Source organism: Floridaenema evergladense BLCC-F167 (genome assembly GCF_041929205.2).
Classification (GTDB): domain Bacteria; phylum Cyanobacteriota; class Cyanobacteriia; order Cyanobacteriales; family Aerosakkonemataceae; genus Floridanema; species Floridanema evergladense.
Map to the genome: position 1 here is coordinate 6,277,550 of NZ_CM171625.1, position 15,942 is coordinate 6,293,491.

Below are 15,942 nucleotides of genomic sequence, written 5' to 3' on the forward strand. Positions count from 1 at the left end.
ATAAGTTAGCAGTCCCAATGCGGGCGTAGTTTAGTGGTAAAACTATAGCCTTCCAAGCTATTAATGCGGGTTCGATTCCCGCCGCCCGCTTAACCAATCCAATTCAGCGCTAGAAAGCAAAATTCCTTCAGGTTGTTTTCATGACTGACTATGCTATCGAAGTAACCGACCTTGCGGTTGAAGAATTGAGAGAGTTGCGTACCTTCGATCGCCGTCCAATCCTAGAAGCTATTCGCCAACAACTGACTTATGAACCTACTGTTGTTACTCGTAATCGTAAGCTGCTTGAGCCTTTAGTGCCTGATTTTGAAGTAGTGCCTCCCATTTGGGAGTTGCGAGTTGGGGACTATCGCATCTTTTATGATGTAGATGAAGAGGAGAAAATCGTTTATATTCGAGCGGTTCGTTACAAAGCGCCTGGACAAACAACTGAGGATATTGTGGGATGAAACGACTTACGCTAGAACAACTTTCAGAACAACTACACGATTATGTGCAATCAGCCCAGCAGGAACAAATTCTGATTACTCAAAATGGCAAACCGATCGCCCTTTTACTAGGATTAGAAAATATTGACCCAGAACAATGGAAACTGCAACTTTCCTCGGAGTTCTGGCAAATGATTCACGATCGGCGACAACGCCCCACGATCGCCCTCTCTCTAGTAGAAGCTGAATTAGAGCAACAATCCTGATGGATCGCTAAACAACTTTTTTCTCAAGTTGCCAAGCATGGATTCTTGCTAAAAATCCCATTCTTCAAACAATTCTGATACCGCCATTGAAAACCCCGGTACTACCTCTTCGCCATCCAGACGATCGGTAGGACGCAAAAAGCGATCGGGTTCGGGAGAATGATAAATTAACACATATTTTTCGTCAGGATGGATCGCCCAAACTAAGCGCGTTTCATTCTCGAAATATTCCACAATCTTGTCGTGGATTTCTTCAATTGTGTTGCTAGGGGAAAGAATTTCTACAGCTAGATCGGGAGAACCTTGGAAAAAACCACGAGGAGGACGACTTAACCCCTGTAAACGGTTCTTTGCAATAAAGGAAAAATCAGGAGAACGTTTATTTCCCTTTTTGAGGGTAAATGCTGTGCTGGAGTCACAAATAGCTCCAAGTTTATTAGCCCGAATATACCCCCCTAACACAATAGTCAAAATACAAGCAACATAGCCATGCTCCATTCCTGAATTACCCATATCCAGAACCTCACCATTCACTAATTCGTAGCGATGCCCATCCTTAGACAATGCCATAAACTCTGCATCTGTCCAGACTTTCTTTTGAGTAACATTTTCACTGGAGATAGTCATAGTCTTAACCTCTTAGATTTTCTCGAATCGCTGCTTCCTTACAGTTTGGCACTTTCCCCAAACTTGAATCAGTTGTTGCTCATCAAACGCTTTACCAATATCAATTAAATTGGTTTGAGGCGGGTTACGGTTAATTTAAAACTACCTCCAGCTGTTTCACCAAAGGCACGCACGCGAATGATGTAAGTTCCTGAATCTTTTATGCGAGTAAATAACAGTGAGTTAGTGGTTCCATCGGGGCCATCATCATTTTCTACCACAGTTACACCATTTTTCATTAGGGTTACTATGGTGTCGAAATTTTCGGAGTTAAGATCGATCGCAATGTTATCTCCAGCTTTCAACTCTAGACTATAGTCTCTAGCAAATCCACCTGTCCCTGTAGGAATATCTTTTTCGGAGAGGGAATCTGAAACTTCGCCATTAGCTGGTAGAGGAATGGGATTGTAAAGTTGCTTTTGAGCTTTGACAGTCAGAGCAGTACTTGCCAGAATCAGCAAAGTTGCAGGTAGGACTAGAAAGCAGCTAAAACGAGCTAAAGAATTCTGCATCATGATGAAGCGCAGTAACCTTGTGAAAAAAGCATAAGCTTGTCAATTGTGACATAATATCTCTATTTGAGATGGAAATTTTGCGGTTTAGCGGTTGCTGAGGTAGCGATCGCCACAATCCCACAAACTTTAATATCAAATTTACCAAGAGTATCAGCTGCTTCTATTGCTGTAGCTCCTGTCGTATAAATATCATCTAACAACAACACTTCCGCTTTCGGATGTCGCTGGCGAAAAGCTTTCCCAATTTGAAAAGCTCCTCGTAAACTTTCTCTTCTTTCATTTGCCAATTTACTGTGTAAAGCTTCAGTTTCTGAGATCCGTTCTAAGCCATCTTTTTCTAAACGTAAATTAGTTACCTGACAGAAACTTGCTGCTAATAATTCTGCTTGGTTAAAGCCACGACTACGCAATTTATTAGGATGTAAGGGAATGGGTACAACAATCAAATTTTTCGCTGACTTTAACCGAGTTTTTAACCAAGTTTCCCCTAACCAAAAACCCAAAGGTTGAGCTATTTTTGGTTGTTTCTCATATTTTAGAGTCCACAAAGCTCGTTTTAGGGAACCGCTGTAAGTTCCCCAAGGAAAAACGGGGAAATCATTTCCCCAAAACTTTTCGGGTTGGGTTATTTGACAGCGGTTTAACTGTTTTTCACAATATGTACAAAAATCGGTTGAAGTGGGACGCTCACATAAGGGACATTGGGATTGTAGAAATAAATCTAGCAATCCTTGGGATAAATTTTTCCAGTATTTCATTATGTATTCACTAACGCTGCAAAACGTCGATCGTGGCGAATATTGTTAAAGTCCGGGTCTTCTTGAGCTTTAATTTTATATTCTTCGGAACTTAATTCCATAGCTGCTAACAAGTTTTCAATTGCTAGTTCTACTTTGCCTTGTTGAGCGTAACAGCAAGCTTTGTTATATAAAGCTTTGTGTTCGTCAGGTTTAAATTCGAGGACTTTGTTGTAAGCTGCGATCGCTTCTTCCAATAAACCTGTTTGTGCTAAAGTCAGACCTCGATTAAACCAAGCTTTATAATCATCGAATTGAGTCTCAAAAGTTTTATCAAAAGAAGCCATTGCTTCTTGATGATTCCCAATTCTCCAACAAGCTACACCTCGGTTGTACCAAGCTGGATTAGCATCAGGTTTAATTTGCAAAGCTTTATCAAAACTGACGATCGCTTTTTCATGGTAGCCGAAATGACTTAAGGTAATGCCTCGGTTATACCAACAATTAAAATCATCGGGATTAAATTCCAAAGCTCGATCGAAGCTATTCAACGCTTCTTCATAGCGACCAACTTTACCCAAAGCAATCCCTAAATTGTACCAAGCCCAATAAGCTTGCGGTTGTAATTTCACAGATTGCTCGAAACTAATAATAGCTTTTCCATAATTGCCCAGATCGCTCAAGGTAATCCCGCGATTATGCCAAGTATTAGCTGAATCTGGGTTAAACTCTAAAGCAATGTCGAAACTGTTCAAAGCTTCTTCATGACGATTCAATTTTCCTAGCGCTATCCCCCGGTTATGCCATACCCAAGAAGTATCAGGTTTAATGGCTAAAGCACTATTAAAGCTGATTAGTGCTTCTTCATGGCGACCTAAGTTTCCTAGCGCAAATCCTCGTTGGCAAAGTGCGCTATGATAGTCAGACTCTATGCTTAAGGCAGTATCAAAGCTAATCAGTGCCTCTTCATAGTTTCTTTGCTCGCTTAGACGTAACCCATGTTGAAAAAAGAATTGGGCTTCCAGTTTGGTTGTTTGGCTCATAAAACTTGTCATCACTCTTCCGACAGATTTGCTTGTTTTTTCTAGAATGCCCAAAAACAGCTGGGGAATCAACAACCAAACCAAGAAAAACCAATTAATACTGAAGAGAATTTTCCAGTTTAATCCTTGATTTAACTTAGATATCTCACCGATACTGAGGCAGGAAGGCAGAGGTGACAAGGGGACAAGGTGACAAGGGGACAAGGTGACAAGGTGATAACTCAAAACTTCCCCCAGTCCCCAGTCCAGTCCCCAGTCCCCAGTCCCCAGTCCCCAGTCCCTTCAAAAGCAGTATTGTGGAAAAATCGGATTTACAGCAAAGTTAAGATGACAGAAATAGATAATGCAGCTTATCGCATAGAAAAGGATTCTATGGGGGAACGGCAAATTCCGGCTGATGCTTACTATGGAATTCAAACTCTTCGGGCGACGGAAAATTTCCCGATTAGCAGAATTAAACCTTTGGCGACTTATGTCGATGCTGGGGTGTTCATTAAGAAGGCAACAGCGATCGCAAATGGTGAACTCAATTGCATACCAAAGGAAATTAGTCAAGCGATCGTGCAAGCTGCTGATGAGGTTTTATCAGGGAAATTACGGGATCAGTTTGTCGTGGATATTTACCAAGCTGGTGCAGGTACTTCCCATCACATGAATATTAACGAAGTGCTGGCAAATCGAGCGTTAGAACTTTTGGGCGACGAAAAGGGTAATTACAAACGCATTAGTCCTAACGATCATGTGAATTACGGTCAGTCTACCAATGATGTGATTCCGACGGCAATTAGAATTGGCGGACTTTTGGCATTGGAAAAAATCCTGTTTCCTGCTTTGGCAGATGCGATCGCAGCATTGGACACCAAAGCCGAACAATTCCAAGATATAGTAAAATCTGGCAGAACTCACCTGCAAGATGCGGTTCCCGTGCGGTTGGGAGAAAATTTCCGCGCTTGGGCACAAATTTTGGCAGATCATTTAGTTCGCATCGAAACTGCTTCAGGAGATTTAGCTTTGCTAGGTTTAGGCGGAAGTGCAGCGGGTACGGGATTAAATACTCATTCTCAATATCGGTTTCGCGTAGCAGAAATTCTCTCGGAGTTGATTGATATTCCCTTAAGGACTGCGCCACACTTAATGGCAGCAATGCAAAGTATGGCACCTTTTGTTAATGTTTCTGGGTCATTGCGGAATTTAGCTCAAGATTTGGTGAAAATTTCGCATGATTTAAGGTTAATGGATTCGGGGCCAAAAACGGGTTTTAAAGAAATTCAATTACCTCCTGTACAACCGGGTTCTTCGATTATGCCGGGGAAATATAATCCGGTGATGGCGGAAATGATTTCGATGGTTTGTTTTCAGGTGATGGGTTATGATACGGCGATCGCTTTTGCTGCCCAAGCTGGACAATTAGAATTAAATGTGATGATGCCGTTAATTGCCTACGATTTGATTCACAGCATCGAAATTTTGGGTAATGCAATTTCCGCTTTGACGCAACAATGTTTAGTGGGGATTACGGCAAATAGCGATCGATGTCTCGCTTACGCTGAAGGCAGTTTAGCTTTAGTCACCGCTTTAAATACCCACATCGGTTATCTCAACGCCGCTGCTGTCGCTAAAGAATCTTTAGAAACTGGAAAATCTTTGCGCCAAATTGTCTTAGAACGAGGTTTAATGAGTGCAGAAGAGTTAGCGCAAGTATTAGATTTAGAAAAAATGAGTGCTATGCCAGCTAACAGTTCTGATTAAAAGTTTTGGGGACTAGGGACTGGGGACTGGGGACTGGGATTACTTACACATTAAGCTTTTCAGAGATTAATCAAGTTTACGATCGCCGTAAGTAATAGATAGCCAATTCTATTCCCTGTTCCCTGTTCCTTTCCCTCACCCAAATGTCCCAGTTTAGACTTAGTAGGAGAGTTAAAAAATGCACAGTCAGGATAGTTCTATACAAGTAAATTTTCTGTTTCGAGATGGTCATTCCGAATCTTTCAAATTACCGATATCTTCCCAAGAATTTCAACAACAATTAGAAGGTTTGTTAGCTAAACCTTGGTTAATTTTCCATTTACGCGATCAAACAGTTGTGATTAGTACTTCGCAAATTATGAAAGTGGAAATTAAACCACCTCTGTCTCAACTTCAAGGAGAAGGCATTTTCGCCAATAGCGAACGGGTGACTGCACTTAACAGAGGAGCACGTTAAAATGCAGGGATTGGGGATTAGGGATTAGGGATTGGGGACTGGGAAAGGTAGAAGGCAAGAAGAAAGTTTTGAGTTAATTAATTCCCCTTGTCCCCTTGTCCCCAATCCCCAGTCCCCAATCCCCAGTCCCCAGTCCCCAGTCCCCAGTCCCCTCGCCTTTCTTTGGAGTGATTATGCAACCAACGGTAAGTTTAATTAGGGCTAATTCTTATGATTTAAAAAATTTGCGGGAGTCGTTAGAAGCGCTGTTAGAACCTTTGGGAGGAATGAGGAGTTTTGTTAAAAAGGGCGATCGCGTTTTGCTCAAACCTAATTTACTCACAGGTTCTCGTCCCACTAAAGAATGCGTAACTCGTCCCGAAATTGTTTATTGTGTAGTTCAAATGGTACGCGAAGCAGGAGGCGAACCTTTTTTAGGTGATAGTCCCGCTTTTGGTAGTGCTTTGGGAGTGGCAAAAGCTAATGGTTATTTGCCATTACTTGAAGAACTAAATTTACCAATTACTGAATTTAGTGGAAAGCGTTACCAAACTGTTAGCGAACAGTTTAATCACTTGTTACTTTCTCCCGAAGCAATGAATGCAGATGTGATAATTAACTTGCCTAAGTTAAAATCTCATGTGCAATTAACTATGACGATGGGAGTAAAAAATTTGTTCGGTTGTGTACCGGGAAAAATGAAAGCTTGGTGGCATACCGAAGCTGGCAAGGATAGTGCTAGATTTGGACAAATGTTGGTAGAAACTGCTAGAATTATTAATCCTAAATTAACGATTTTGGATGGAATTATCGGTCATGAAGGTAATGGGCCTAGTGGTGGGGAACCTCGTCAGTTGGGGGTTTTAGCTGCTTCTTCTGATGTTTTTGCTTTGGATCGGGCGATCGCAGAAATTGTCAATGTCGATCCTTTGCTGGTGCCTACACTTGCCGCTTCTATGCGTTTGGGTCTATGTTCTAATTTGGCAGCGATCGATTTTCCCCTATTACAACCCCAGGATCTAAAGGTGCTAGATTGGAGGTTGCCCGATCGCATGATGCCGATCGATTTTGGCTTACCTCGCGTCCTCAAGTCTACCTTTAAACATTTTTACATTCGATTTATCAAGGAACCTTTAGCCGCTTACTCAAGTCGGTAAATTTTACTGAGTATAAAAACCTAGAAACAAATTTTTTTTGTAGAGACGTTGTATACAACGTCTCTACCCCAAGTCTGAAATCGGAAATCTAAGATCGGAAAATCTAAAATCGAATGAGTTTTACCAGAAGTCTGAGTATTAAAGGGATTAGAGAGTTATCTAACTTAAACCTTAAGCATGATTTAATTGCAGATTGTTTCCTAAAAGACAACCTGATTGTGAAGATTAGGTAAAATGTAGATGGGGAATTATATTCCTCTACTTTCTCTCTTATTGTTTCAGTTGAATTGACCAACAAACTCAGTTCACATATTACTTTATGAATTCTAGTGACCCTGCTCCTTCCCCTGAACGACCGCCTCAACGGTTGGCAGATATTGTGGGAACAGTCATTGCTTTAGTCACCCTGACTTTACCTTTCTTTGTAATTGCACACTACTCTTCAGACAGTGTTGAGGTTTTGCAGCAAATTACATATCCATTACCTAACCAGAGGGAATGATATCAGAGATGCCCCCTTGAGTAAACCTGTTAATGATTAAAATTTAGGGGAATACACCGAAGATGAGATCTGGTGTCGGTATTCCCCTAAAATGCTACACGGGGGAGTGAGATCCTAAGATTTAGGTTACAAATCTCTTCCCCTGTAATTGCTGTAGTTTAGAGGACTTTACACAGTGGACTTATCGCGTATTCCCGCCCAACCGAAACCTGGTTTGATTAACGTTTTGATTGAAATTCCTGCTGGAAGTAAGAATAAGTACGAGTTTGATAAGGATCTAGAAGCGTTTGCTTTGGATCGGGTATTGTATTCTTCGGTTCAGTATCCCTACGATTATGGTTTTGTGCCAAATACTCTGGCTGATGATGGCGATCCGCTGGATGGTGTGGTAATTATGGATCAGCCGACTTTTCCTGGTTGTGTGATTGCGGCGCGACCGATCGGGATGTTAGAAATGACTGATGGTGGCGATCGTGATGAAAAAATTCTCTGTGTACCAGAGAAAGACCCCCGTTACGTTAATGTAAAATCACTCAAAGATATTCAACCACACCGTTTGGATGAGATTGCTGAGTTTTTCAAAACCTACAAAAATCTAGAAAAGAAAGCTGTGCAAATCTTAGGTTGGCAAGACATCGATCAAGTAATGCCTTTAGTTGAAAAGTGTGTCCAAGCCTATAAGAAGTAAATAAAATGGTCATTGGGGGTTGGGGACTGGGGACTAGGGACTGGGAAAGAAGTTTTCCCAACAACCAATGACCAATGACCAATGACCAATGACCAATGAGATAATCTAAATCGATGCAGCGATCGCTTCTTTTAGCCAAAATTCATAATTGCACTCTGACAGCAGCAAATCTTGATTATATGGGTAGTATTAGTATCGATCGAACGCTGTTGGATGCTGCGGGAATCTTGCCTTACGAACAGGTGCAAGTGGTTAATATTGCGAATGGGGAAAGGTTTATTACCTATGCTATTAGTGCGCCAGCTAATTCTGGGGCGATCGAATTAAATGGGGCAGCGGCTAGATTGGGTGTTAAGGGCGATCGATTAATTATTATGACTTATGCCCAATTTACTGAGGAAGAGTTAAAAAATTACTATCCTACTGTGGTGATGGTAGATGAAAATAACCGCGTTTTAGAAGTGCGTCGTTATGGAAATGAATTATTTAAAGATTCGGTGATAGTTTGAATATCATTGAAATAGCAGGGCGATTGAAATCGCAGCTACACAAACAAAGTCCGCCTGCGCGGACTCTTAACCTGCGGAGGCAGGTTTTGTTTGTATAGCCCTGGACTTTAGTCTAGAACACCAATTCAGTAATCCCAGAAACCGGGTTTCTTTGGCTTGGGGTAACAAAATATCTCCTGCTTCTCTAGAGCGCCAGTCCAGTAAAAGAGGTTGACAAAAAGGCAGTGATATGGTGTGGTAGAAAAATCGTCCGGCTCAACAAATGAGCAGACAAATAATATAGGGCTGGATTAATATTAACCGATAAAATATCAGCCTCTTTCAGATTAAAAAAGGCTATAACTATAATTAAATATTGAATTTAAATCAGAGAAAATAAAGTTTTATTTAGACAACCATTCGGGGAGATTGAATTAAAAGTTGTGCCAAAATATGGAGATTATGAACCACTGCCATACGCCGCAAGTCGAAGAGATTTTTCCTTTGTCCTAAGTAACGAGCTTTTTTACCTTGCCACTGACCAATATGAGCTAAAGTATGTTCCACACTCACCCGCTCTCTTAATTTTTTCCGGCCTTGAGCAGTTGTTTGACGTTGGCGTAATTCTTGTAAGAAAGATTCTTCTGGATGAATCGAAACACTGCGACCTTTAGGACTAGTTGTACATTGAGAATACAGGGGACAAATCTGACATTGTTGTTGGGGAAAGCGAACAGTTTTTCCTTCAACAAAGGGGATACTTATTCCATTAGGGCAGCGAATTAAATGATTTGACCAGTCCAGATTAAAAGCCGTTTTATCGAAATAGTTACCATTGCGTACTGGCCAAGATTTACAAATAATAGATAATTCTTTGTCGCATTTGGTCGTCTTCAATCGAAATTTGGCGGTTTACTGCTACCCCTTGACGTAACTTTGGACTGCCATCTGCTGCGATTTCTACATCTTGTGCTTCGATTAGTCTAGCGGTAGCCAAATTTTTTTCGACTAACTCTTTGGTTGATTCATCTAGGTCTGATTGTTCGGTTATCCAAGTTTCTACTTGATTAAGTGTTTCTAAAATTGTGGTTAATGCTTCTCCTCTGGCATTTGGGTCATCCCAATCTTTATCTAAGGCGGCTTTTAGACTAGATTTGGTGACAATTTCTGCTGGTACTTCTTGCGCTACTACTCCTAAATCTTGGTTGGTATTTTTGGCAATTATTAATAAGGCTTTTCGCAAGGCATGACCTAATAAATTATAGGTATCTTCCACTCTAGCTGCTCCCCATAAGGGACTCGAATCTAAGGCTACTCTCAAGGAACGCTCGTTATATTCTTGGGTTTTTGAAGCTATTTCAATGGTTCTTTCTATTAAAGATTGATCGCCACCACCAGCAATTAACCCGGCTCTAAATCTGACTAATGTTCCTTTGCCAAATGGTGCTTGTTCACAATCGAGACAGTCAAGTACTAATTGCCATCTTCTATCCATCACTATTGCTTCGATTGCTTCATCATCAGATACTCCTGTGTACGCTTGTAGAATTATGCACAATGCCAGTTGTGCTGGTGCAACCGGACATTTCCCCCGAAGAGCTGTCTTTATACAACAAATTAGCCAGTTTTTCTTGGAAGTCAGCATCGAATAGGATGTGGCGGTTTTGCCTCAGAAATAAGAACAGTTTGGCTTTTCGGATACGTTTAGCCACTTTTTGTTCTTCAACTGACAGTTCTATGGGCGGATTCCAGATTGGTGGTCTCATAGCTAGATGGGTGTTGAGCCGGACGATTTTTCTACCACACCATATCACTGCCTTTTTGTCAACCTCTTTTACTGGACTGGCGCTCTAGGGAAAGAAACCCGGTTTCTCATCCCCGACTACAATACTGAATCGGCGTTCTAGGGGGCAAAAATAATTAAGATTTTTCAAACTTTAAATCCATTGGTGTATTGCAATTCCACAACATTTCTTGGCAAGCTTGACTAACAGGAATAGTTGCCACATTTGTCTGTTCTAACCATTTTTGGAATGAGTTACCACCTTGTTGAATGAACTGCTGTAAATTCGGTAAAGCAGAACGGCGATAAAAAGCGCACAAAGGTTCCCATCTCGCTTGTTGATGGGGTACTACAGCTAAAATTTCATCAGGAATTTGCGTTAAATTTTCCATCCAATTTTGCAGGATGTTAGATTGCAGTAAAGGTAAGTCACAACCTAAAAGTAATACCCATTCTGAGGAGATTTTTTCTAGTCCTTCCGCTAAACTTAATAATGGCCCTTGTCCGGTGTGAGTTTCTGTTATAAATTGACAATTTTCTGGCACTATTTTTTGGTATTTTTCCGCCCAAGGTGTGAGAATATAAACTTGCTGACAGCATTGGGTTGCAACTTGGGAAACTCTGGTTAATAAGGGTATGCCATCCCAAGGTATGAGTGCTTTATCTTCACCCATTCTGCTACTGCGACCACCTGCTAAAATTAATGCTGAAATATCCAATGTAAAATACCCCCTGAAGCTGAATAAAATATTTTTTCAGGTTTTATAGGCTAGTTGTAATGCTGCGATCGCACCGCGAATTTCCTCTAACTTTTGAGCAGCATTTTTGTTAGTTATAATTTCTTTTGTGACGGCAATTCCTGCTTCCATTGTTGGACAAATTCCGCAATGCCAAAGGTAAAAACCACCGTTCCAAATAGCAGATTGCATCATTTCTGATGGTTCGCCTTTTAATACTGATTCTATTTGATTAATTAATTCGTTGGTGGTGGGAAAAAGTGGAGGGTTAATGTTACTAAAACCGTAGTCGTTGTGGGATAAATGTAGGCGTTCTAATTCTGTGTTTTGTTTAATTATACCGATAATGGCTGTGCGATCGCGCGGTAGATCGCAGCTACCTTCTAAACCTTTAATTGTAGTTAAATATTGGGGAAATCCTCTAGTTTCCAATGCACCACGAAACATATTTTCGGTGGGAGGATGGACAAAACCAGAGATAATATGAGCATCTCCATTATAAGGACACCAGATTAATTCCATTGTGGCAAAAGGTGGACGTTTGCCAATTTGATCGCGGTAAGGAACTAATCCAGCTGCTAGGGGAAAATGGTTAGGTAAGTAAATAAATCCTAATCCAGTACTTTCAAATATTTGCTGGGTTTCTGTTAGGGAAAGTTTTGTCCAATCTACTCCTAAACCTTGCCAAATTTCGATTAATGGTATGCCTTCTTTGGTGGGCATTCGATCGCCCCCGTGCTGAATCACTGGCACTCCAGCAGCAGTTAAAATTAAGGCGGTGATTGAGTTGATTGGTGCGGTGCGCGATCGACCATCATACGGTATTCCCAGTACTTTTACTGAGGAATTACTGCCTTTTTTTGGTTGTAATTTTGGCCCTAATTCTTCATAAGCATCCAACATTCCTGCAAGTTCTTCTCCTGTGGGGCGTTTGATGCGGTGGGCGATCATAAATGCGCCAATTTGTGCTGGTGTTGCTTCCGCTAACAGCATCATTTTTGTAGCTGCTGCTGCTTCTTCACGAGTTAAATTTTCCCCGGTATGATTGCCGCTTCCTATTTTTTTTAACAGTTCTCTAAAAGCTTTACTCATAATTGTTATTTGTTATTTGTTATTGGTCATTGGTCATTTGTTTAAGTTTTGACTTATAACCATGAATTAAAATCATATTAACACCTTCTGTCTTTTGCCTTTATTGTGTTTTTTTGTGCTTATATGGCGATCGCATGAGACAGGGGATTTTTAGTTTTAGAAGAAGCTACCTGTGTCAATGTATTTGCTGAGTCTATGCCAATTAATTTGTGAACTAAACTGCGAAAATGGGCAATGGGAGGAATTTGTAATCGATCGCAAGTCGTGACTAAAACTACTTGGCGGTTTAATGTTGGTTCGCTGGTCGGTCTAACTGCTAATGTAGGGTCGTAGTGAGCGTCGAAAAGGGCAGTTTTTGGCAAGAGGGCGATCGCATTTCCTTGGCGTACCATTCCCCGAAAAGCATCCAAAGTATTTAACTCTAAAACTGCATTTAAGTTAGCATCTAACCGCTGAAATTGATCTTGGATTAAGCGTTGCATTCCATAGCCAATTTTGAATACTATTTGAGGATAATTAGTAATTTCTTGCCAAGGTATTTCTGAGTATTGGGCTAAGGGATGATCTGCTGCCATTAATACTTCTATTGGTTCGGTGTAAAGTGCATCTACAATTAATTCTGGACTAGCAGTTAAAAAGCGGTTATTCATGACAATTGCTACATCTACTAAACCATCTTTGAGTACTTTTAAAGCCCGATCGCTTCCTAAAGAAGTTACTCGCAATTGTACCGCTGGGTAGTCCTGGCAAAACTTTTGCAAAACTGGGGGTAAATTATAAGCACATATTGAAGGAATAGCTGCTACACAAAGCTCAGGCTGCTTTCCTGTTAGTAATTCTGCTAATTCTTGAGTGGCATTTTGCCATTCTTGGCAGATTTTTGTGGCATGGGGTAATAGTTTTTCTCCGCCTAATGTCAACTTTGCTTGGTTACTCCTGTGGAACAAGGATACACCCAAGTCTGATTCTAAAGATTGGATCTGGCGACTGATGGTAGATTGGGTAACGTTACATTTTCGTGCTGCTTGCTGAAAACTGCCCGTTTCTGCGATCGCCAAAAATGCCTGTAATTGCTCTAGGCGCATGGTTAATGATGTAGCCTGAATCACATTATCTATTGGAATGACAATAACTCATTTACCATACCTTTTTAGTAGATTCTGATACAGCTTGGCGAATTCATACTGGAAAATGAGAAAATTTTCTCTTGTATAATTCGCCTGTTCTGGCTTATGTTGGCGCAAATTTCATCTTTATTTCATTTTCTTATGTTTACCATTTATTTGTAATTAAGCAGAAGGGGGAGAAAGGGAACTTGGCGTACCCGATCGGACAAGAGAAACATTATACTTAATTTTGCTGTACTGGATCAGTTACAAAATCTGATAAATTTGTCTTTTATCGAAATTACTAAAATGTTGTGAAAATAGGGTGAATGTAAATTAATTTAGCTTTTAAAAGTTTGACTTTGAGTATACAAGATCTCTAGGCTCAGTTGAAAGAGGAGATTTTTTCTTTCTTTTGGTTAGTTGACCTCTTGTTCAAAAGCAACAATTGTAAGATAATCTCTAGTCGTCTACCATGCGAAATTAAGGTGTAAAAATATGACGAATGATACAAGTGGGGAAATCGATCGGGGTTTGAAAGCAGCTTTGGGTTTTACGATCGCTCTAGGTATTTTCTTGATTATTCTGGGCGGAGTTGCGATCGCTCGTCCTTTTTTTGCTACTGTAGCAGCAACTCTTTTCTTGGGACTATTATTGTTACTTAACGGAATTTTTCAAATAATCTACGCTTTTCAAACTAATATTCGCGGGAATTTTTGGCTGAAATTTCTCGGTGGTTTGATCTATTCTGTTGGTGGTTTGTTAATTATGTTCAATCCCCTACCAAGTTTGATTGCTTTAACCTTAGTAGTGGGTATTTCGATTTTGGTTTCTAGCATTTTCCAAGTAATTTTAGCCTTTGAATTGCGTCCGGCACGTCACTGGGATTGGGTGCTTTTGAGTGGCATTTTGGGAATTATTCTCGGTATTTTGATTTGGCATCAATGGCCGGAAAATTCTACTTGGGCAGTTGGCATACTGTTAGGTATTAACCTGATTTTTGATGGTTTATGGATAATTTTATTCTCTTCAGCAGCCCGTAAAGCTTTGAGAGAAGCGTAAGGGTTCTAGAACACCAATTCAGTAATCCCAGAAACCGGGTTTCTTTGACTTGGGGTAACGAAATATTGACTGTGCGAGCGAAAGAAACCCGGTTTCTCATCGCCGACGACAATACTGAATCGATGTTCTAGAGGTTTTTGGGGCAGAGGAGGTAGAACCTCTCAAAACTCGTTCCCAGGTTCAACCTGGGAACGAAAGATTTAACAGGTGATGAGTATATTCAAGTAAAATAATAGTAGTTGAATCGAAATTTTAGAAGTTTTGAGTAAGTACCAATTTGGAAAGAGTGGGCGATGGGAAGTAATTTGAGATGGTAATATCCGATCGCTTATTTCAGACTTTTTTACCATATTGAATCTGGCAAAATTACCTCTTGCTGTTTTTTATTTGTCGAACTCGCGTTGAATCACGTTCTAAGCTCAAGATCGTAGGTACAGAAAGCTGGTTTTTCTCGTTCAATAATATCCCTTACTAATTGTTCATCTATTGGCTCTGAATTATTGGTACGCAACCTTACAATAAAGTGAAAAGGACGCGCACCTCCTAACATAGAATCCTCACCCATAAGAGTTTTTCCTAAAACGAAACCTTGGCTAAAAATTTCTTCTATACTTATATGTTTTTCTGATTCGGGAAGATGTTCATCTAAAGGTAAACCTGTATAAAGATGTAAGTAATAACGCAAACCTCTGCGCGTTCCATGCCAACGATAAAGAGTTACGGCATTGCGAATTAAACGACGTTGCTGTTTAGAATCCCAACGTTGTTCCATATTCCAAGCTACCCAATGTGCCAGAAAGGGAAGCATTGCTTCTGGTGCTGTTAAAGGGTCTAAATATGCCCAGAGTACGTCTATTGTTTGAACTGCGGGATCGAATGCCTGCTCGAAAATAGTCAGAAATCGCCCCATAAAATCTATTTCTCGATAAATCGCAGGTAAGAAATTTAGGTAAGAATGATGAGGGCGAACACAAATATTAAAAACTCGATAACCAATTAATTGCTGTTGAATTTCTCCTTCTGCATATACATAAACTTGAGCTTCATAGTTAATTTGTAATCGTGCTTTCCTACCCATCAAACTAAACTGATTTTCAAAAAAGTCTTCTGGAATTTGAAAGGAAAGTTCTTTGTCTACTTTTTGGTTGGGGGCAATTTCTTCTGCTTCTTCTTGATACCAATTACACCAAGTTCCGGGAAAGTCTCCCTCAATTACTAATTTCCATCTTAATGGATGGGAACCCAGGTTTTCTAATTGGACTAACATTTCCCCTGGCTCACCAGGATGTAAAAGTAGGTTTTGAGCGATCGCTTCTTCTTGATTATTTCCCCCAAAACTTGCCAATGCTGAAGTTTCAACTGCATCGGGGGTTTGCATTGAGGCAAGTTTTAAAGCTAAAGTTGGACGGTAATTTGTTTGAGTCATTGTTAATTGGTCGTTGGTAGTTGGTCGTTGGTAGTTGGTCGTTGGGGTAGACTTGCCTATT

The 15,942-nt window shown here is 40.5% G+C and carries 17 protein-coding genes, 1 tRNA gene and 1 pseudogene; 10 read left to right on the forward strand and 9 right to left on the reverse strand.

What is annotated here, in order from left to right:
• The first annotated feature begins 19 nt into the window (after window positions 1–19).
• The 3 genes from ACE1CA_RS29890 (at window position 20) to ACE1CA_RS29900 (ending at window position 694) form a co-directional block, all read left to right on the forward strand.
• Window positions 20–90, forward strand: a tRNA-Gly gene (locus tag ACE1CA_RS29890).
• A 50-nt stretch (window positions 91–140) separates the two neighbouring features.
• A complete protein-coding gene (locus tag ACE1CA_RS29895; RefSeq protein WP_413280227.1) occupies window positions 141–449 on the forward strand; it encodes a type II toxin-antitoxin system RelE family toxin in 309 nt (102 codons plus the stop codon).
• Window positions 446–694 (forward strand): type II toxin-antitoxin system Phd/YefM family antitoxin, encoded by a 249-nt coding sequence (locus tag ACE1CA_RS29900; RefSeq protein WP_413280226.1) that lies wholly within the window; start codon window positions 446–448, stop codon window positions 692–694. The genes ACE1CA_RS29895 and ACE1CA_RS29900 overlap by 4 nt, the downstream gene beginning before the upstream one ends.
• Before the next feature lie 48 nt (window positions 695–742).
• Here the strand turns inward: ACE1CA_RS29900 and ACE1CA_RS29905 are convergent, their stop codons facing one another.
• From ACE1CA_RS29905 to ACE1CA_RS29920, 4 genes are all read right to left on the reverse strand, one after another.
• Entirely contained in the window at window positions 743–1,321 is a 579-nt protein-coding gene (locus ACE1CA_RS29905; protein ID WP_413280225.1) for a Uma2 family endonuclease, read from the reverse strand.
• Window positions 1,322–1,425: 104 nt separating this feature from the next.
• Window positions 1,426–1,875 carry a PPC domain-containing protein gene (locus ACE1CA_RS29910; protein ID WP_413280224.1) on the reverse strand — a complete coding sequence of 150 codons (450 nt, stop codon included), beginning with the start codon at window positions 1,873–1,875 and terminating at the stop codon, window positions 1,426–1,428.
• A gap of 59 nt (window positions 1,876–1,934) precedes the next feature.
• Window positions 1,935–2,633: a ComF family protein gene (locus tag ACE1CA_RS29915; RefSeq protein ID WP_413280223.1), complete on the reverse strand. Its 699-nt coding sequence runs from the start codon at window positions 2,631–2,633 to the stop codon at window positions 1,935–1,937.
• Window positions 2,633–3,655, reverse strand: coding sequence for a tetratricopeptide repeat protein (locus ACE1CA_RS29920; protein ID WP_413280222.1), 1,023 nt, complete (start codon window positions 3,653–3,655; stop codon window positions 2,633–2,635). The genes ACE1CA_RS29915 and ACE1CA_RS29920 overlap by 1 nt, the downstream gene beginning before the upstream one ends.
• A 327-nt stretch (window positions 3,656–3,982) precedes the next feature.
• Here ACE1CA_RS29920 and ACE1CA_RS29925 point away from each other — a divergent pair, with 327 nt between their 5' ends.
• From ACE1CA_RS29925 to panD, 6 genes are all read left to right on the forward strand, one after another.
• Window positions 3,983–5,404: an aspartate ammonia-lyase gene (locus ACE1CA_RS29925; protein ID WP_413280221.1), complete on the forward strand. Its 1,422-nt coding sequence runs from the start codon at window positions 3,983–3,985 to the stop codon at window positions 5,402–5,404.
• A gap of 178 nt (window positions 5,405–5,582) precedes the next feature.
• Window positions 5,583–5,861, forward strand: a complete 279-nt coding sequence (locus ACE1CA_RS29930; RefSeq protein ID WP_413280220.1) for a hypothetical protein — start codon at window positions 5,583–5,585, stop codon at window positions 5,859–5,861.
• Between the two features lie 173 nt (window positions 5,862–6,034).
• Window positions 6,035–6,997 carry an Npun_F2552 family protein gene (locus ACE1CA_RS29935; RefSeq protein WP_413280219.1) on the forward strand — a complete coding sequence of 321 codons (963 nt, stop codon included), beginning with the start codon at window positions 6,035–6,037 and terminating at the stop codon, window positions 6,995–6,997.
• A 319-nt stretch (window positions 6,998–7,316) separates the two neighbouring features.
• Window positions 7,317–7,499, forward strand: a complete 183-nt coding sequence (locus tag ACE1CA_RS29940) for a TLTLP motif-containing protein (protein ID WP_413280218.1) — start codon at window positions 7,317–7,319, stop codon at window positions 7,497–7,499.
• Between the two features lie 175 nt (window positions 7,500–7,674).
• Entirely contained in the window at window positions 7,675–8,187 is a 513-nt protein-coding gene (locus ACE1CA_RS29945) for an inorganic diphosphatase (protein ID WP_413280217.1), read from the forward strand.
• Window positions 8,188–8,300: 113 nt separating this feature from the next.
• Entirely contained in the window at window positions 8,301–8,696 is a 396-nt protein-coding gene (panD, locus tag ACE1CA_RS29950) for an aspartate 1-decarboxylase (protein WP_413280216.1), read from the forward strand.
• A 387-nt stretch (window positions 8,697–9,083) separates the two neighbouring features.
• Here the strand turns inward: panD and ACE1CA_RS29955 are convergent.
• From ACE1CA_RS29955 to ACE1CA_RS29970, 4 genes and pseudogenes are all read right to left on the reverse strand, one after another.
• Window positions 9,084–10,441 (reverse strand): annotated as a pseudogene (locus ACE1CA_RS29955) (transposase).
• 154 nt (window positions 10,442–10,595) lie between these two features.
• A complete protein-coding gene (locus ACE1CA_RS29960; protein WP_413276776.1) occupies window positions 10,596–11,177 on the reverse strand; it encodes a molybdenum cofactor guanylyltransferase in 582 nt (193 codons plus the stop codon).
• A 36-nt stretch (window positions 11,178–11,213) separates the two neighbouring features.
• Window positions 11,214–12,287 (reverse strand): anthranilate phosphoribosyltransferase family protein, encoded by a 1,074-nt coding sequence (locus ACE1CA_RS29965; protein ID WP_413276777.1) that lies wholly within the window; start codon window positions 12,285–12,287, stop codon window positions 11,214–11,216.
• Window positions 12,288–12,406: 119 nt separating this feature from the next.
• Window positions 12,407–13,372, reverse strand: coding sequence for a LysR family transcriptional regulator (locus ACE1CA_RS29970; RefSeq protein ID WP_413276779.1), 966 nt, complete (start codon window positions 13,370–13,372; stop codon window positions 12,407–12,409).
• Window positions 13,373–13,891: 519 nt separating this feature from the next.
• Between ACE1CA_RS29970 and ACE1CA_RS29975 the strand changes: the two genes are divergently transcribed.
• Window positions 13,892–14,455 carry an HdeD family acid-resistance protein gene (locus ACE1CA_RS29975; RefSeq protein ID WP_413276778.1) on the forward strand — a complete coding sequence of 188 codons (564 nt, stop codon included), beginning with the start codon at window positions 13,892–13,894 and terminating at the stop codon, window positions 14,453–14,455.
• 406 nt (window positions 14,456–14,861) lie between these two features.
• On the opposite strand, the gene ACE1CA_RS29980 is transcribed toward ACE1CA_RS29975, so the two are convergent.
• Window positions 14,862–15,881 (reverse strand): phage tail protein, encoded by a 1,020-nt coding sequence (locus tag ACE1CA_RS29980; protein WP_413278060.1) that lies wholly within the window; start codon window positions 15,879–15,881, stop codon window positions 14,862–14,864.
• Between the last annotated feature and the right edge of the window lie 61 nt (window positions 15,882–15,942).